The following is a 16,718-nucleotide window of genomic DNA, read 5'->3' as shown; positions in this document are numbered from 1 at the left end:
ACAATCAAAAATACACGCCATGAAGAAAATCTCGATTATCAATAATGCTTAAAAACCTACAAAATAGATATTTTAAAAGCTTTTTACAAATCGCAAAATGTCGGTAAAACATTAGCATAATTTGCCTACAACAATAAGATTTAAACGCCTATATTTAGGCTATATTATTGCATTATGCCCATTGGCTCAACTTTTTACATTTTTTTCAAAAAAAGCAAAAGAGCCTAAAAATAAGGATTTTAGCATAATAAGCCCTAAATATTGATATTTTATTTTTTTATTACACTTTTTAGTATATTTTTTTCAACAATAAAAATTAAATTAATATTAAAAACCCTATGAAATAGTATTTTAAACAAACTCTTTTTTGTAGTTAAGTTGTAATAAAGTTGCACTCAAGTTGTAGTAAAAATAACATTAACTACATATTAACTACACTTTTACTTCAAAAAACATGCAAATTTTCACATTTTTGTAGTTAAAGTGTAGTGAAAGTGTAATAAAGTTGAACTCAAATTGTAGTTAAGTTGAAAATAATTGTAATAAAGTTGAATTCAAGTTGTAGTTATGTTGTAGTAAAAGTGTAGTTAAGTTGAAATAAAAATTTACATAAACATAAACTATACTTGAAGTAAAGTTGTATTAATGTGTATCACATATTGAAATAAAATTACATATTGCTTGAAAACAACTTGTAATATATGTATTTTATTTAGTTGATTTGTAATTAACTCGCAACAACTTATATTTTAACTCCAACAGGAAAAGTAATAGGCACTCCTATTGAAGGAGCGGTTGATTCTGACATACTTTTTGGACTATTGAAAGGTTTAGAAGATTATAAGAAAGGACAATTAGGTTTTTAGCGTGGAAAGAAACATAGAAAAATTAATTTTAGAAGCCTATGAAGATAGTAAGACTAAATTTGACCATGTTACTACAGGACATATCAGTCAATATTTGAAAAGAAAATATGATTTAAAAATCAATTGTAGTAAGGCATTAATAGAAGCAGGTTTTGATCTTGAAAAAGATGAAAACGAACCTTCTTTAGTTTATGTTAAAAAAGCTACCACAAGAAACAAGACTTCAAATCGTGATCAAATTCAAAACAAAGTTGAAGAGAAACCTTTGTTGTTTCAATTTGCCTATTTTCCAAATTTTCTAAATACACTCCAAGAGCTTTCTAATATAGCTCAAAAAGAATTTTGGGGAAACGGAAATAATATTTTATTTTCTTATCTATTTAAATATTTTGAGTTCATTTATGAAAATAAAAGCTATCCTGATATTATTACTTATAATAAAGACAAAACAAAGGCATGTTTCAATACAGGTTTGTATAGTACAGGTGTTTTTCCAATATTTGCATACTTTGAAATTCAAGAAAACGGAGGATATGTTTTTAGAAAATTTTGTTCTAATGGAGATAGAGTTTTAGATGATTTAGAAATACCTAAATCTTTAAGCGATTATGATACATTCAAAAATGAAATCATTTTTGACAGTAAATTGGATTTTAGGGTAAATCATTTGCATCTTTTTGAGAGAAAAGAGCGATTACCTGAAATTGTGAAAAAACTAAATGATAGGTTCATAGGACACATTATTAATGGTGAATTGAAAATCATCAAAGATAATTATAATCTTCAAAAGATGATTATTCCTGCAGCTTATAAGCAAAGGGTAGTTTTATACATTCCTTTGAAACTTCAAGAAGAATCAGTTGATACGATAGTTGTAGTTGAAAAAGAGGAAGTTAAAAACGAACAGTATTACGCTGTGAGAACTATACTAAATCCGCAAGATAATATTTACAAAACCGCAAGAGTTCTTTCGATAGTTGAATCTGAATGGGTAAAAAACACCATTTGAAAGTGAAAACATTGGTAAAATAGGCTTTTGAGATAAGTCATTTTACCATATAATTTTATTTCCAAAAAAAGAAATGGAAAGAAAGCTTGAAAAAAGTACTTACAAGTGTGAATAATAATATTTTTTGTAAAAATTTGATATGATTTAAGAATATTAATCCAATATTAGAGAAATTCATGCCAACAGAACAGACCGATCTTGAATATTTGTTTTCTAAAGAAAGATTAGAATCTTATAATAATATTTACGAACATTTTGATAATTTAAAAATGATTGCAAGCATAACAACAAAAATAGCAATACTTGAACTAGTATTAAGAAATTTACTAGATAAACATATGAAAGAAAAAGATTTAGAATGGTTAAGAAATTATAACGAAGAAAACATCAAACAAAAAATAATTAAATTGCAAAACAAAGAAATATTAGATAACAATCAACTCATTTCAAGAATTTCTTTAGGAGATGTAATATTTATAATTAAGCTAGAACACTTAGAGGCAAAAATAATTAATTCTTCTAATATAAATTTTAAAAAATATTATGCACACAACAAAGAATATTACTTTCACTATGTAAATAATAAAAAATATTATGCACACAACAAAGAATATTACTTTCACTATGTAAATAATAAAAAATATAAAAATAGTTTTAGCAATATAGAAAAAGCAAATACTGTTCTTAACCTTTTACTCACAATCAGAAATAGAAGTTTTCACTGGGAAAATTTATATAAAACAAAAATAACAAATCAAAAGGCTTTAGCTCCTAGAATCACCACAAAATCACATAATACCTTTATAGGCGTTATGCCAAATAAAATCAATACTTTTTTAAGTGATTTAATAGAGAGTTTTGAAAAAGATTTGAATAGCTACTTAAAATAGTATTTAAGATGGGCGATCTCGATCCGCCCTTATAATGATTTTAAATTATATCATACAATAAAAAAATTGTCAATTTAGTTTATGAGGAACTAAAAAATAAAGAAATTTTTATAGAAGTTTTATAATAGAACATATTAACGATAAAGACTTTGCAAGAACAAATAGCCGAAAGCCACGCCTCTTTCGGTTAAGTGTTTTTTGTTACAATTGTATTAAGCTTAGACTAAGTGTGGTTTTTATAGAATTTTCAACGGTTTTTTTAAGTAAGATAATCAACAAGCTTGATTATCTCGTTAATTAATTCTAAGACAAGAACTAAAAAATCAATGACTACTCATCATGTCTCCTTCTTATAACCGAAAGAGTAGCCATGCTTAATACGCTTTAATTATAGTATTTTTAAATGAATAAGTTTTAATGTTTTATATGAAAATTTGAGTGTTATCTCAATTCTTTCCTATAATTTGTTTTTTCTTCATCATTATGAAAAACCATTGTTTCAATACAATTTTCTTTACAAAATTGTTTTATTTCATAATTATTGTTTGTTTCATAGAATTTAACAAGATGGGTAAAAAACTCATTCATATCATTCTTAGCAATTGCCAAAATACCGAATCCATTTTCAATTAAAATTTTATTAGCAATTAGCATTGAAGTTCTTTTATTTCCATCAAAAAATAATTGACTTCTCATAAGATATAACATCAAATCCAATGCTACTTCTTTTTTATTTTCATTTTTTAAAATTGTTTCTATATTTTCACTAACCTCATAATCAATAGGTAATTTTGGTTTAAAATTTGTTCCACTTATTTTAACATCAGCTGTTCTTAAAAATCCTGATTTATGAACCAAATCTCTGCCTACAATCCTATTAAAGTCCTGTATCAAACTCAAACTAACTTTTTCATTAATGGTATCAAACAAATAATTCCAAGCTCTTTTGAGATTTAAAATTATTGTTAAATCTTGTATTGTTTTATCAGGAACACTAAAGCCATCTATAATCATTTGAGTTTCAGGAAAAGTAACATTTACACCTTCTAAATTCGCGGATTTCCAAATAATATCTACAAGGTTTCTTTTTGCTAAAAATATATTTTCTTCTAAAGTTAAATTTCTCATTTTAAATCTTTCCTTCATAAAAATCCGCCTTGAGTTTTAACTCTTGGCGGAAATAACCCTAAAGGCTTAACTATGAAACGACATAGTAAGCGTTTTGTGAGATTATATCTAAACTTTATTAAAAGAATTGCGTTCGGTTTATAAGTGATGCTTAATAAAAAGTGTGTATAATACATACTCATAAGGATATTATAGTGAGTAAAAAAGATAAAATTATTAAAGATTTAAAAAATAATCCTAACAATGTGCGCTTTGAAACGCTTAAGATTTTATTAGAAAGCGAAGGTTATGAATGTTTTAATAAAGGCGGTTCACATTATCAATTCAGAAAAGAAGAATGTGATCTTATTACTATTCCATTTAAACGCCCTATAAAGGCTATATATGTCAAAATGGTTTTAAAAGCTATAACAGGAGAATGAATGATGAAAGACTTAGATTACTATCTTAATCTACCTTATGAAATTATTATAAAAAAACTTGATGAAAAAGATGGTGGAGGATATTTTGCAAGATATAAAGATTTCCCTTATATTATGGGAGATGGTGAAAATGAAATAGAAGCCTTAAAAGATCTCAAAGAAGCATTTAAAGGAGCATTAGAAGTTATGCTTGAAAAAGGTGATTATATTAAAGAACCTATTGATAATGAAGCAAAAATTAGAATTAATATTACCTTGCCTAAAAGCTTAGTAGAGGCAATAGATACAATAAGCGATAATAGAAGCAAATTCTTAGCCGATCTTGCAAATAGTGCTATAAAGTCTTATAAAATAAGCACTTAAAAATTGACATAGTTAAATAAAAAAATCCGTTTCAAACCCCTAAAAAATAGGTATTTTATAGCAAAAATACTTGCAAAAATTATTAAAAATGGTATAATTATGTTATATAAATTGAGAAAGGAGTTGCTTATGACTCTTATTATTGAAAATGTTAATGAAGATTTTTTACCTGCATTCAAGGGTTTAGCAAAAAGCATAAATGCCAAATGTAAAATTTCTAAGCCTAAGTTGAGTAGTTTTGAAAGTAAGATATTAAATGCAAGCAAAGAACTTGATAAAGAAAAAAAAGTCAATACTGCATTAAGCTTTAATTCGCATCAAGACTTTGTGAAAGCTTATCAAAATGGCAAAATATAAAATTTATTACCATAAAGATTTTATAAAAGCTTACAAAAAAATAAGCGATGAAGAGCGTAAAATAACTGATGAAGTTATTGTAAAACTTTCTAATGATGAGAATTTAGAACCTAAATATAAAGATCATCAATTAAAAGGTGTATTAAAAGATTTTAGAGAATGTCATATAAAGTCTAACTTGTTATTAATTTATCAAAAACATAATAATGAGTTAGAGCTAAATATTTTAAAACTAGGTAGTCATAGTAAGTTATTTAAAAAATATTGAAAGGAATAAAGATGGATAAAGCGCACTTAATTATTTATTTAGCAGTATTTGCATCTATCGTTAGTGTTTTAATAACTTGTTGTCTTTTATATCTAATCAGAGATAGGTTAAGCAAATTGTATCCTAAAAATACATTATTGAAAATCAAGAAGTTTTTAAAAGAGAATGTTAGAGTTGTTAATCGCCCATTAGATGAATTAGATAAAGATGATTATAGTTTTATAAAAAAAGATATTTTAGGATATGTATAAATACTAAGCCTAGTTAAAACTAGACTCAGTGCATTATTATTTATAAGTATCATTGATTTTTTCATTTCTTTCTTTAATAGCAGTTCCTGCTTTTTTCTCAGTTGCACCTGCTGCTTCTTGCACCTCAAATGCTATTCCTTCTGATTCAATTTTAGTAGGAGCATTTCTTGTTTTTAAGAAACCTTGATATCTTGAATTTAAATCATCTATGGCTTTATTGTGATCAGTCATAACGCCTTTTGGATCATAATAATTATGTTTTGATTGATCGTGTAATCCATTTGAATTGACATTAGAGTTTACTCCTGCATAGTGTGATAATCCTTGCATATCTCCCCTTGCAGCCATATTTTCAACAGCATTCACAGCAGAAGCCACATTTTCTTTATTAACTACGCCACCATAATTTTCATTGATATAACCTTGAACGATAGAAGCTCCACCATCATAACCCACTGAATTATTAAGTGTTTTAGCTTCATTATAGCTATCCATAGAACTTTTGATGCTAGCAGAATTTGTAACATTTCCTGTTTTAAGAAGGTTATTAAATGAAGAATTTGCATCTCTATTTTTACCAATTTCATTAGAAATACTTTCATTGAATGATTTTTGGAATGTTTCTTTTTGATCTTTGCTTAGATTTTGATACCAAGCTTCAGATTCTATTGAATTTGTAGATGCACTACCTCCTGCATCAACATTTATTTTAACTCCTTTTATTTCTTTGCTAAAGCCAATACCACCGCCAATTTTTCCACTCATCATATCTTGATAAGCTTGTTTTACATCCACACCTGTTGCTTTAGAATAAGCATTAGCTAAAGCATGTTGCGTTGCATTGGTAATAGCACTTCTATCGTTTTCTGATAAGGCTAAGCTATCTCCTTTTCCGCTAGCAACTTCTAAAGCTCTTTGAGATAGGTTAGAATTTTGAATCGCATCACTTAGAGCGTGTTGTCTAGTTTCTAAATTGCTTGCAGTCATACCCGCATTTAATCCTTTAATAGAAGCATTACCTATAGAACCATTAGCATTGATTACAGCGGAACTTCCTGTCATATTATCTTTAACTAATTCACCACCATGTTGCATATCTCTTGTTCCCATAAAACTTCTACCACCTACACCAAACGAAGATTGAAGAGTATTATAACCTGCACCCATAGCCCAAACTTCATCTCCTCTAGGAGCGGCTATACTTGTTTGTGTAGATAGAGCTTGCTGATTTGCAAAACTTCCTGCTGCTCTTGAAGCACCTGTTAGAGCTTGAGATAATCCAGAAGCAAAAGTTACAAATCCTTGCTCACTTGCTTTAGCTATGGCATAAGCTAAAACAGGAGTACTCATTACAAGATAATTCATGAAATTTGATCTACTTGCTACTTCTTTAAAGATAAGCATATTATCTCCTAAGCTTAAAGCTGCTTTTCCACCTGTTATTACTTGCGCAACTTTCATAAGATTATAATCATTTAGATAGTTAATAATACAAAGAATAGGAGTCCAAAGCACTATCCAAATACATAGAGTAAAAAACATCTTAATATGTGCGTAAGAGCCAAACACAATAGAAAGCAAAGCAACAAGCCAAGACAAACCTATGATAATGGCTGTTAAATAAGCTTTAGCTAAAGGCAAATAAGTTTGCGCCAAGTGTCCTTGTGCTTGCATACTTGCATAAAATTGCTGATCCGCATAAGCAGTATTTGCAGCCACAGAAGCAGGATTTAATCCTACTGATTTAGCGGTATTAATGATTGCATCTTGAGAAGCAAGCATTACCATGGATTGTTGCAAATAAGATCTAGCACTTACAGCTTGTTCATTATAGATTTGTGCAGCGCCTAAGAACTTTTTCTCATAATTTGTCATATCATCTACCATACCAAGCAAAGCAGCATGAATCTTCATAGCTTCATCTGTATCTTTTTGAATCATTTCAACGATTTGAGGACCTGCATCAGAACAAGGCGCAACACTTTGTTCTTCAACATTATTGTTATTTGTAAACAAAGGAGTAAGCTGAGAGCCATTGCCTATGTTTGTGAAAAGATCTTGCATTAAATTATCAGAGTTTTGAAAAAGATTTCTACCTTGTTGATTAAGCAAGATACCTACTGAAACGCAGTTTCTAAAATAAAAATCAATATTTTTTTTGTAAAGTTGCATCAATAGCCGAAAGCTTTACACTTGGTAAAGTACTCATCACTTGAAGTGAAAAACCTAAACCTGCGTTAGAAAAATTTGTAGATTGTGGAGTTGAAAAATGTTTTTCCATAGCTTCTAGGATAACCTTCTCAAATTGCGTCATCAATGCAAAGCTTTTTCCTATGCCTATAGGAATTTGAGAAATGACATAATCTTTGCTAGTGACTTCATCGTGAATCATGAAGCGGTGATTATTGTCATTTAGTGCTTTTAAAAACATGACCCACACTACAGCAAAAAGTACAAACATTTTTCCAAGTTCAAACACAGGACTTGTTTGTCCATCCATTGCTTTTTTAATACTAAAAAGTAACAATGAAATAGCTAAGACTGCATTAACGATATAACCTGTTTCAGTGGTTATTCCTTTAACAGCTTGCATGATTTCATTCATCACATCGCCATAACCCCAAGTATAAATTAGATTTCAGTTGCACCAAATAAAAATGAAGGTGCAAAAAACAAAGTGCTAAAGAATAACAAGTAAAATCTTTTCATGGGCTATATTAAAGAAGTTAAAGAGTTTGTTTGGTATAATTATAAAAGGTAGATGCCAAAGGCGGCTACCTTTGGCATTAATCATAACCTAGAAAGGCGGTAATTAAATTGTCCAATAAAATTATAGTAATAATTATACTACTTTGTATAATTATAGTCAAGTGTTATTAACACTTGATTTCCCCTTTTTTAAAGGGGAGCTATAATTTTCCTTTGGCTTACCAAACAAACTTTTAACTAAGCTTCTCTTCTTCTATTGAATTTCTATATTTTTTTATATTTTTTATTTGAACTAAATAATAAACTTAACAAGATTTAAATTTACCAAATCTACTATCTTTTTACTTCAATCTCACATTCATAATCATATTAGATAAAAAGATACTATCTTTATCAAAGTCTTTTGAGTTATATTCATTTTTTGATTGTATATTTTGCATAGTTTGCATTAAAGTTGAAAGATTGTATAAACTTAAACTTTCTAATATATTTATGAGTTCTATCTTGCTTAAAGTATTAAAATCATTTAACAATCTAAGATAATTACTTATAATAGAAGAAGAGTGAATACTATGAAATAAAATTTTATTTTTTATATCTTTTTTAATAAAAAATTGATTATTTTTTATATAAAAATAATTTCTAAAATGATTATTGCTTATTATTTGATTATAAAAACTTAAAAGACTTTCTTTGCTGTTTAAATCTATAAAATTAAGATAAAAATTCTTTTCTTCTAAGGCTAATTTTAAAGCATTAAGATTTGCAAAAGAAGCATTAAGATTTTCATTATTTTTTAAAGCATAAACGATATTTTCTTGTTCTTGTTTTTGGGTAATAGCATATTGTAATAAAGGATTTTTATAATGTGTATCGCTATTGATTAAAACATTGATATAAAAAGCTTCTTTGCTTTTCTTAGTTAATTGAAGCAAAGATAAAAGTGTAGAAGGGATATAAAAAGAATCAAGCTTTAAATTTAAATACTTATCATAAGTATTTATATAAGTTAATTCTTGACTAAAATCCAAAGCTTGTTCTTTTAAATTTAAAAGCATTGTTCCACCTAATCCTAATAAAGCTAGATTTTTGAAATTCTCTAAAGCTTTTCTTTTTTCTAAATCGATTTGAAGTATTTTTTGCATTGTTTTTCCTTTTGTTTTTATTTTACTTTAAATATTTTTTTATTTTGATTAAATTACTCTTTTATATTATGCTCTTTAGCATAAGCTAGTATTTTAGCTCGAAGTTCTTGCGGAAAATTATATCTATAAATAGCAGGAATTCTTGGGTCAAGAAGTTTATCAAGCTTATGTCTTTTATAATACCATTCTAGTTTTTCAGAAAATGAAAGAACTCACCCTAAAGGAGAATAAAAATGGTTAAAAAATATTACAATAGAGAAGAAATAGCAAAGATGCTTAATGTAAATATCCTAACAATTGGAAATTGGGTTAAATCAGGATATATTAAGGAATATAAAATTAGTACAAATATAAGAAAACCATTGTACAATCTTGAAGAAATTGAAAAAAATTAAACTCCAGTTCAAACAATATATAACAATCAATCACTCGCCTATGCTCTCGCTTCTTTTAGTGGGAGCGGTATATATTCAATCAACTTTTTAATAGACACTTTTAAATACAATGGTAAAAAATATTAAAAAACAGGAATAAACATAATGTTTATAATTTCCCTAACTTTTATCCTAATTTTTTATTTTTATACTATTTATAAATATTGTATAGTAGTGTTTTTATTAGCATTATTCAAATCTCGCTAACCGCACCATTATTTAAAATTATAATCATTCAACTTAAAATACTAACTATTTAAAATCAAATTTCAACTTACAATTTCTTAAAGTTACAAAAAATAAAAAATATTAGTTTTTTTTAAAAAACTTAAAAAATATTAAGATTTTTTTTAAGTATAAAGAATATAATTCTATCCGTTTTCAAAAACCATCCCTTAAAAAGGATTATTCAATGTTTGTTTTTATACCATTATTTACAATTTTTATTTTACTTGCAGGCGGATATTTTGCCAAAAGAATTGGCGTTTTAAAGCAAAAACAAGCTAGGACTTTTTTAGATTTTGCTATTATTTTTGCTTTACCTTGTTTGATTTTCGATAAAGCATATCATTTAAATTTTGATTTTTCATTGATTATTTTTATTTTTATTGGATTATTTAGTTGTATATTGGCAGCTTTTTTTGCTATTCTTATTGGAAAAGTTTTTCACTTTTCTAAAGTAACTTTAGTCAGTATGTTTTTGCTTTCTTGTTTTGGAAATACTATATTTGTGGGTATGCCTATTGTTGCTGGTGTATTTAATGACCCACAATTTAGCGCTGAAGTTATATTTTACGATGCTTTAGCCACAACTTTACCTATATCACTTTTTGGACCTTTTATACTTTCTTTGGGAAATGGAGAAAAAGTCAGTTTGCTTGCTAATGTTAAAAAAATTCTTAGCTTTCCACCTTTTTTAGCTTTGCTTTTTGGTTTTTTGTGTAAATTGATTACTTTACCTGAATTTATTTTCTCTCCTATTCGTTTATTTGGTGCTTCTGCAACCCCTGTTGCACTTTTTGCCATAGGTTTAGGACTTGGTTTTATGGCAATTAAAACCTCTTACAAACCTACAATAGTTGTCATCTTTGCTAAAATGATTTTAGCTCCTTTATTTTTTGTATTTTGTTTAAAAATATTTAATTTAGAATTAAAAGATTCTACCATCGTTGCTATTATAGAAAGCGCAACTCCTACTATGACCTTAGCAGGAGCTATGGTAATGAAAGCTAAACTAGATAGCAATTTAGCCGTGAGTGCTGTAGCCTTTGGAGTTCTTTTTGCTTTTGTTTCTATGCCAATTTTGATTTGGGCTTTACTATAAGCTCAAATTATATGGCTAAATTTTTAGCTAATTCTTTAACTTTTTTAAGATCAACTTTTCCTGAACCTAGGAGGGGAATTTTTTCTATTTGAAAATAATATCTAGGTTTAAAAAGTGTAGGTATATTAGAATTTTTTATAGCCTCACATACTCCTTCAAAAATTTCATTATTACATTCTATGAGTAAAACAATTTGTTCCCCTTTTTTCTCATCTTCTAAAGATGTGGCACAAAATTTAACCACTTCAGTGTCTATAAATTTAGCAATTTCTTCTTCTATTGCACCCAAAGAAATCATCTCTCCGCCAATTTTTGCAAAGCGAGAATAACGATCGACAATATATAAAAAACCATCTTCATCCAAATGTCCCTTGTCTCCCGTGTTATACCATCTTATACCATCAATTTCTTTAATAACTTCATCGGTTTTTTCTTTGTCATTAAGATAACCTACCATAACTTGATGACCGCCTATAAGTATGAGTCCATCTTCATTTGCTTTTAAATTTTCATAATTATTTGGATCAACAATACGCACTGCAGTTCCAGGTAGAGGCATTCCTACGCTTCCTTCTTTATTGGCACGATGTATAAGCCAATAATCTGCATCAAAACGATTCGGTAAATTTACACTCGCTACAGGTGTGGTTTCCGTAGCCCCATAACCTTCAAAAATGCTTTTTTTAAACTTCATTTCAAAAGCAATTCTTACTTCATTTTTTAGTTTTTCAGCACCTGATACAACTATTCTTAAACTTTCAAACATTAAAGCATCAAGCTTTTTATTTCTTGCATAAACTCCTAAAAAGGTTGAAGTTCCACACATAATAGTGACATTATTTTTAGCAACAGCTTTGGCAACCCCTAAGGCATCAGTTGGATCTGCAAAAGTGATACTTTTAATACCTTCAAGCAAAGGCAAAAACGTAGTTACTGTAAGTCCAAAAGCATGAAAAGGTGGCAAAGATGAGAGAATGACATCATTATTTCTTGTACAAAGCACATCAGAAATTTGTGCTATATTGCTTAAAATATTACGGTTATTTAGCATAACACCTTTTGGAGAACCTTCGCTTCCACTGCTAAATAAAATAGCTGCGATGGCAAGATTGTTTTTTGAAGGGGTAAAGATACTTTTAAGTATAAAACTAGGCATAATACTAACTGCTAACATCATGCTAAAAATTTTAGTTTTTTGCATTTTAAAATCTTCTACAATATCTTCAAAATAAATTAAATGTATATTTGTATCGAAATTTAGGTTTATACCTTTATTTGATAATTTTTCTAAAAAAGTTTTAGAAGTATAAATTTGTGAAATTTGCGCATTTTTTATAGCTGCTTTTAAAGCTTTTTCTCCAGCAGTAAAATTAAGATTTACTGCAATTTTTTCTGCGATTAAAACAGATAGATTGGTTAAAGAACTTGCAAAAGAAGCAGGTAGTAAAATTCCTATAGCTTCCTCTTTAGGGGCGTAACTTCCACGCTGAGGGTTAATGTTTAATTCTTTGGATTTTCTTTTAATAAAAAAACTAAGAAATAAGCTAAGAGTCAACATTTTTCTATAAGAAATATCTCCAGCTAATGTATCGATAATAGCTATTTGATTTAGATTTTTTTTAGCTGTATCTATCCAAGCTCTTGCTATAGTATGCATAGCTTCGCATTGTGATTTCCAAGCCATAAAAGAAAGTTCAAAAACTTTAGCTTTAACTTCATCTTTTTTAGAATGCAAAGGCATAGCTTTACCAAAAGCTATAGCAATTTTTCTTTTATTTAAAGTGCGGTTTCTTGCCGAAAATTCTTCATCACTCCTTGAAAAAGCGCTACCCCAAAGCCCTCTTATATAAAAAGGAATAATTTTTCCATCATCTTCACTTAAACATTCACAAGCTAATTCAAATCCTGCTTTAAATTCATTTAATTGTCCATGTCGCGAAAGTGTACCTTCAGGAAATAAGCAAACTAAATCACCTTCTTTAATATGCTTTGCTATCAGTTCTAAACTCGTCTTACTCCCTGTACTTGATACAGGAATAATACCAAATTTATCAAGAAAAATTTTAATATACCATTTAGAATAAATGCTTCTTTCCATAACAAAATAAATTTTTCTTGGAATTGCCATTTGTACAACAGCCCAATCAATAAAAGAAATATGATTACCCAAAAGCAAAGCTCCGCCTTTTTCTGGTATATTTTCAAAACCTTCTACAAGTAAGCGGTATCGTTGCAAAAAAGCTATGCTTAAAAGTATGCGTACTAAAGAAAAGGGAAGTTTTAAAAGTATGTAAAAACTTCCTATAAAAGTTACCAAAGCAATAAAATAAAACAAATAAATCACATTGATTTCAAATTTTGCAAATAAAGTTGCCAAGTGCAAAAATCCCAACATAGCAATATTTTGAAAAAAATTATTTCCTGCAAGAATTTGTCCTAATTCATTTTCTTTGGCATGAAATTGGATTAAAGTATTTAAAGGAATGATAAAAAGAGCTCCGCAAAATCCAAAAAAGAAAAATAAAAAACTATAACTTAATAAACTTATAAAATAAGGCATTAAAAAAGCCATTAAAAACATACCCAATGCACCAAGTGGAATAAGTCCAAGTTCTATATAATTTTTTGAAAATTTACCAGCTACTAAAGAGCCTAAAATCACTCCCATACCAGAAAAAGCGAGTGAAAATTGCACATAAAAAGTATTTTCTATGAAAAGTTCATTTTTGGCAAAGACAGGAAAGCTGACAAGATAAAGTTGAGATATAGCCCAAAAAAATGAAATTCCAATTATGCAAAGCCAAATAGTTTTATTTTTAAAAACAAGCTTAAGATTATTTATTAAAAGTTTTCCACGAATATAGTCTTTTTTATTAAAAACTAAATTTTTATTTGTTTGTTTAAGCCTAGGTAAACGCCACGCAAAAAATACTTCGATACAAGAAAATAAAATTAGCACAATTCCTAAAGGCGCTACTTCTTTTAAAATTTCATCTGTTTGATTATATGTAGAACTATAAAGACTTTCAAAACTTAAAGAAAACAAAGCCATTCCTGCTAAGATTGCCACAATGCTTACTGCATTAATTACACCATTACCCATAGCAAGAAAGTCTTTTCCTACGAGTTCTTTAATAAAACCATATTTACTCGGCGAATAAATCGCTGCTTGTACTCCCATTATAAAAGTAAAAATAAAAGCCATCCAAAAAGCACCGCTATAGTAACAAATGCAAATTATTAAAGTGAGTATAACATTAAAAATTGCTGAAATTTTCATTACAATATTTTTTGGATATTTATCCGCTAAAAAACCAGAAGGAGAAAGCATAAGAATAAAAGGAAGTAAAATCAAAGCATTAACTATAGCATTTAAAAATAACTGCTCACTTCCTTCATAAGCTTTATAAATAGTATTTTGAATAATAATTTTATGCCCTAAATCTACAAAAGCATTGATGAATGCTATAATTAAAAAAGGAATTAATCCGTAAATTTTCAAAAAAGATTTTTTTTGCATTATTTAAACCTCGTCAATTAGCACTTATTTTATAAAAGAATTTATCAGTTTTTAGGAAAATTATCTATATTATCTTTTAAAATAATTCCATCGATTTTTAATTTATAAAATTTTTTAAAATTCTCTAATTTATCAACAATCATTAAAACCCTACTATCAAAAACATAAAATTCTGCAACCTTGCTAGCAAATTTTGCAAGTTTTTTATCATTACAAAGCAAAAACTTAGCTCCTAAAGCATTGGCTAAAAATATCTCGTCTTTATTTTGAACTAAAATAGCAAATTCAAAATCATTTTGACTTAAATAAGAAATCAATTTTTCATCATAAACAATACAATAAACTTTATTATCTTTAACTTCTTCAACACTTTCAATAAAAGAAAAATCTAAATTTTTTAATAATTTATGTCCAATAATAAGCATTTTTTTCCTTAGCTCTATTTTTTATTATTTTGCAAATTATACTTATAAAATTGTTACCAAGCAAGATGGCGCAGCGGACGGGGCTCGAACCCGCGACCTCCGCCGTGACAGGGCGGCATTCTAACCAGCTGAACTACCGCTGCATCCAAAGTAAAGAAGTAGAGATTATAAAACCTATTTATGATTTTATAAAATGGTGGTCACTATAAGACTCGAACTTATGACATCCACCTTGTAAGGGTGGCGCTCTACCAACTGAGCTAAGCGACCTATGATTGGCGACCCCTAGAGGATTTGAACCTCTGTTTCCACACAGAGAGAGTGTTGTCCTGGGCCACTAGACGAAAGGGTCATAACCCTAACAATAAAAATGGTGTCCCGTGTTGGATTCGAACCAACGGCCCCCTCCTTAAAAGGGAGATGCTCTACCGGCTGAGCTAACGAGACAAGATGGCGCAGCGGACGGGGCTCGAACCCGCGACCTCCGCCGTGACAGGGCGGCATTCTAACCAGCTGAACTACCGCTGCATCCAAAGTAAAGAAGTAGAGATTATAAAACCTATTTATGATTTTATAAAATGGTGGTCACTATAAGACTCGAACTTATGACATCCACCTTGTAAGGGTGGCGCTCTACCAACTGAGCTAAGCGACCTTTATAATGGTGTCCCGTGTTGGATTCGAACCAACGGCCCCCTCCTTAAAAGGGAGATGCTCTACCGGCTGAGCTAACGAGACATTTTCTGAAATAAAAATGTGATTATGCCAAAATTAACTCTATTTGTCAAGCTTTTTTAAATCATTTTTGGCATTTTCTCTCCAAACAACGAGAAAATATACTTATAGGTAAAGTCAAAACAAGATATGTAATAGCCAAAATTACATAAGCTTCAAGAGTAGCAAAAGTATAAGAATTTATCTCTTGCGCACTTTGGGTTAATTCATTTACAGCAATAACACTTAATAAGGAACTATCTTTAATTAAATTTGCAAATTGTCCACTCAGCGGTGCTAAAATATTTTTTAAAGCTTGGGGAAAAATTACATACGCAAAAACCTGTATCTCTTTTAACCCTAAAGCCCTAGCGCTCTCAAGCTGAGATATAGAAATACTTAAAATTCCAGCTCTAAATATTTCAGCTAAGTAAGCAGCAGAAAAACATGATAAAATAATAACTCCAGCCACATATCGATTATCAAGTCCTAAATTATTTGCAATGATATAATATATCAATAATACCTGCACTAGTAAAGGGGTTCCTCTGATAAGCTCTATGTAAAATGTAGATAAAAATCTTAAAAAAACAATTGAACTTAAAGAAAAAGCACAAAAAACTCCACCCAAAATTATACTCAATAGTAAAGAAAAAAAACTGATTATTAAAGTATTTAAAAAACCTTGAAGAAATTTTTCTTTATAGGTCGCAATTACGCTAAAATCAAAATGATAAGCACTTATACTAAAACTACAATAACAAAACAATATTAAAAATAAAATCAAAAGAATTAAATTGGTGATTATTTTTGACTTTGATAGAGGTTTTAAAGGTTTAAAATTCTTATTTTTTTGAATAAACAAAGACAATAAAAATCTCCAAAATTACAAT

The 16,718-nt window shown here is 28.6% G+C and carries 16 protein-coding genes and 7 tRNA genes; 9 read left to right on the top strand and 14 right to left on the bottom strand.

The window, feature by feature from the left end; genetic code table 11:
* Positions 1-867: 867 nt before the first annotated feature.
* Both ELQ04_RS03090 and ELQ04_RS03085 read left to right on the top strand, forming a co-directional pair.
* Positions 868-1,875 carry a DUF3825 domain-containing protein gene (locus tag ELQ04_RS03090; RefSeq protein WP_002938542.1) on the top strand — a complete coding sequence of 336 codons (1,008 nt, stop codon included), beginning with the start codon at positions 868-870 and terminating at the stop codon, positions 1,873-1,875.
* Positions 1,876-2,213: 338 nt separating this feature from the next.
* A complete protein-coding gene (locus ELQ04_RS03085) occupies positions 2,214-2,765 on the top strand; it encodes a hypothetical protein (RefSeq protein ID WP_208359022.1) in 552 nt (183 codons plus the stop codon).
* 441 nt (positions 2,766-3,206) lie between these two features.
* Here the strand turns inward: ELQ04_RS03085 and ELQ04_RS03080 are convergent, their stop codons facing one another.
* The gene (locus tag ELQ04_RS03080) at positions 3,207-3,893 is read right to left on the bottom strand and encodes a Fic family protein (protein WP_172671906.1); all 687 of its coding nucleotides are present in this window, start codon (positions 3,891-3,893) and stop codon (positions 3,207-3,209) included.
* Between the two features lie 194 nt (positions 3,894-4,087).
* Between ELQ04_RS03080 and ELQ04_RS03075 the strand changes: the two genes are divergently transcribed.
* The 5 genes from ELQ04_RS03075 (at position 4,088) to ELQ04_RS03055 (ending at position 5,554) form a co-directional block, all read left to right on the top strand.
* The gene (locus ELQ04_RS03075; protein WP_002854037.1) at positions 4,088-4,315 is read left to right on the top strand and encodes a type II toxin-antitoxin system HicA family toxin; all 228 of its coding nucleotides are present in this window, start codon (positions 4,088-4,090) and stop codon (positions 4,313-4,315) included.
* A 3-nt stretch (positions 4,316-4,318) separates the two neighbouring features.
* On the top strand, positions 4,319-4,678 hold the full coding sequence (locus ELQ04_RS03070) for a type II toxin-antitoxin system HicB family antitoxin (RefSeq protein WP_002779573.1): 360 nt from the start codon (positions 4,319-4,321) through the stop codon (positions 4,676-4,678).
* Between the two features lie 129 nt (positions 4,679-4,807).
* Positions 4,808-5,035, top strand: coding sequence for a hypothetical protein (locus ELQ04_RS03065; protein ID WP_002819580.1), 228 nt, complete (start codon positions 4,808-4,810; stop codon positions 5,033-5,035).
* Positions 5,022-5,303, top strand: a complete 282-nt coding sequence (locus ELQ04_RS03060) for a type II toxin-antitoxin system YafQ family toxin (protein ID WP_002782140.1) — start codon at positions 5,022-5,024, stop codon at positions 5,301-5,303. Before ELQ04_RS03065 ends, ELQ04_RS03060 begins: the two co-directional genes overlap by 14 nt.
* Positions 5,304-5,314: 11 nt before the next feature.
* The gene (locus ELQ04_RS03055) at positions 5,315-5,554 is read left to right on the top strand and encodes a hypothetical protein (RefSeq protein WP_002835408.1); all 240 of its coding nucleotides are present in this window, start codon (positions 5,315-5,317) and stop codon (positions 5,552-5,554) included.
* Positions 5,555-5,590: 36 nt separating this feature from the next.
* On the opposite strand, the gene ELQ04_RS03050 is transcribed toward ELQ04_RS03055, so the two are convergent.
* The 3 genes from ELQ04_RS03050 to ELQ04_RS03045 all read right to left on the bottom strand — a co-directional run bounded on the left by ELQ04_RS03050 (position 5,591) and on the right by ELQ04_RS03045 (position 9,408).
* The gene (locus ELQ04_RS03050; protein WP_250488271.1) at positions 5,591-7,726 is read right to left on the bottom strand and encodes a conjugal transfer protein TraG N-terminal domain-containing protein; all 2,136 of its coding nucleotides are present in this window, start codon (positions 7,724-7,726) and stop codon (positions 5,591-5,593) included.
* Entirely contained in the window at positions 7,701-8,159 is a 459-nt protein-coding gene (locus ELQ04_RS08955; protein ID WP_279586390.1) for a conjugal transfer protein TraG N-terminal domain-containing protein, read from the bottom strand. The genes ELQ04_RS03050 and ELQ04_RS08955 overlap by 26 nt, the downstream gene beginning before the upstream one ends.
* A 445-nt stretch (positions 8,160-8,604) precedes the next feature.
* Positions 8,605-9,408, bottom strand: a complete 804-nt coding sequence (locus ELQ04_RS03045) for a hypothetical protein (protein ID WP_004316923.1) — start codon at positions 9,406-9,408, stop codon at positions 8,605-8,607.
* Positions 9,409-9,641: 233 nt separating this feature from the next.
* On the opposite strand from ELQ04_RS03045, the gene ELQ04_RS08675 reads away from it, so the two are divergent.
* Complete coding sequence (locus ELQ04_RS08675; protein ID WP_004316922.1) at positions 9,642-9,803, top strand: hypothetical protein; 162 nt, start codon at positions 9,642-9,644, stop codon at positions 9,801-9,803.
* A 451-nt stretch (positions 9,804-10,254) separates the two neighbouring features.
* Positions 10,255-11,166: an AEC family transporter gene (locus ELQ04_RS03040; RefSeq protein WP_004316921.1), complete on the top strand. Its 912-nt coding sequence runs from the start codon at positions 10,255-10,257 to the stop codon at positions 11,164-11,166.
* Between the two features lie 7 nt (positions 11,167-11,173).
* On the opposite strand, the gene ELQ04_RS03035 is transcribed toward ELQ04_RS03040, so the two are convergent.
* The 10 genes from ELQ04_RS03035 to ELQ04_RS02990 all read right to left on the bottom strand — a co-directional run bounded on the left by ELQ04_RS03035 (position 11,174) and on the right by ELQ04_RS02990 (position 16,696).
* Positions 11,174-14,686 carry an acyl-[ACP]--phospholipid O-acyltransferase gene (locus tag ELQ04_RS03035; RefSeq protein WP_004316920.1) on the bottom strand — a complete coding sequence of 1,171 codons (3,513 nt, stop codon included), beginning with the start codon at positions 14,684-14,686 and terminating at the stop codon, positions 11,174-11,176.
* A 44-nt stretch (positions 14,687-14,730) separates the two neighbouring features.
* Positions 14,731-15,111, bottom strand: coding sequence for a hypothetical protein (locus tag ELQ04_RS03030; RefSeq protein WP_002853267.1), 381 nt, complete (start codon positions 15,109-15,111; stop codon positions 14,731-14,733).
* Between the two features lie 66 nt (positions 15,112-15,177).
* A tRNA-Asp gene (locus tag ELQ04_RS03025) sits at positions 15,178-15,254 on the bottom strand.
* A gap of 51 nt (positions 15,255-15,305) precedes the next feature.
* Positions 15,306-15,381 (bottom strand) — tRNA-Val (locus ELQ04_RS03020).
* Positions 15,382-15,387: 6 nt separating this feature from the next.
* A tRNA-Arg gene (locus ELQ04_RS03015) sits at positions 15,388-15,463 on the bottom strand.
* A gap of 19 nt (positions 15,464-15,482) precedes the next feature.
* Positions 15,483-15,558, bottom strand: a tRNA-Lys gene (locus ELQ04_RS03010).
* A gap of 4 nt (positions 15,559-15,562) precedes the next feature.
* A tRNA-Asp gene (locus tag ELQ04_RS03005) sits at positions 15,563-15,639 on the bottom strand.
* Positions 15,640-15,690: 51 nt separating this feature from the next.
* Positions 15,691-15,766, bottom strand: a tRNA-Val gene (locus ELQ04_RS03000).
* A gap of 7 nt (positions 15,767-15,773) precedes the next feature.
* Positions 15,774-15,849 (bottom strand) — tRNA-Lys (locus ELQ04_RS02995).
* 61 nt (positions 15,850-15,910) lie between these two features.
* Positions 15,911-16,696: an amino acid ABC transporter permease gene (locus ELQ04_RS02990; protein ID WP_002938144.1), complete on the bottom strand. Its 786-nt coding sequence runs from the start codon at positions 16,694-16,696 to the stop codon at positions 15,911-15,913.
* Positions 16,697-16,718: the final 22 nt, after the last annotated feature.

The organism is Campylobacter sp. CH278, from assembly GCF_004378845.1.
GTDB classification, from domain to species: domain Bacteria; phylum Campylobacterota; class Campylobacteria; order Campylobacterales; family Campylobacteraceae; genus Campylobacter_D; species Campylobacter_D jejuni.
This window is presented reverse-complemented; position numbering and strand designations above follow the sequence as displayed.

Excerpts from the sequence above, each read along its gene's own strand:
- ELQ04_RS03040 (WP_004316921.1), top strand. The coding sequence starts at position 10,255 with ATGTTTGTTTTTATACCATTATTTACAATTTTTATTTTACTTGCAGGC.
- ELQ04_RS03030 (WP_002853267.1), bottom strand. The coding sequence starts at position 15,111 with ATGCTTATTATTGGACATAAATTATTAAAAAATTTAGATTTTTCTTTT.
- ELQ04_RS03070 (WP_002779573.1), top strand. The coding sequence starts at position 4,319 with ATGAAAGACTTAGATTACTATCTTAATCTACCTTATGAAATTATTATA.
- ELQ04_RS08675 (WP_004316922.1), top strand. The coding sequence starts at position 9,642 with ATGGTTAAAAAATATTACAATAGAGAAGAAATAGCAAAGATGCTTAAT.
- ELQ04_RS03085 (WP_208359022.1), top strand. The coding sequence starts at position 2,214 with ATGAAAGAAAAAGATTTAGAATGGTTAAGAAATTATAACGAAGAAAAC.
- ELQ04_RS08955 (WP_279586390.1), bottom strand. The coding sequence starts at position 8,159 with ATGAATGAAATCATGCAAGCTGTTAAAGGAATAACCACTGAAACAGGT.
- ELQ04_RS03065 (WP_002819580.1), top strand. The coding sequence starts at position 4,808 with ATGACTCTTATTATTGAAAATGTTAATGAAGATTTTTTACCTGCATTC.
- ELQ04_RS03055 (WP_002835408.1), top strand. The coding sequence starts at position 5,315 with ATGGATAAAGCGCACTTAATTATTTATTTAGCAGTATTTGCATCTATC.
- ELQ04_RS03035 (WP_004316920.1), bottom strand. The coding sequence starts at position 14,686 with ATGCAAAAAAAATCTTTTTTGAAAATTTACGGATTAATTCCTTTTTTA.
- ELQ04_RS03060 (WP_002782140.1), top strand. The coding sequence starts at position 5,022 with ATGGCAAAATATAAAATTTATTACCATAAAGATTTTATAAAAGCTTAC.
- ELQ04_RS03045 (WP_004316923.1), bottom strand. The coding sequence starts at position 9,408 with ATGCAAAAAATACTTCAAATCGATTTAGAAAAAAGAAAAGCTTTAGAG.
- ELQ04_RS03080 (WP_172671906.1), bottom strand. The coding sequence starts at position 3,893 with ATGAGAAATTTAACTTTAGAAGAAAATATATTTTTAGCAAAAAGAAAC.
- ELQ04_RS03050 (WP_250488271.1), bottom strand. The coding sequence starts at position 7,726 with ATGCAACTTTACAAAAAAAATATTGATTTTTATTTTAGAAACTGCGTT.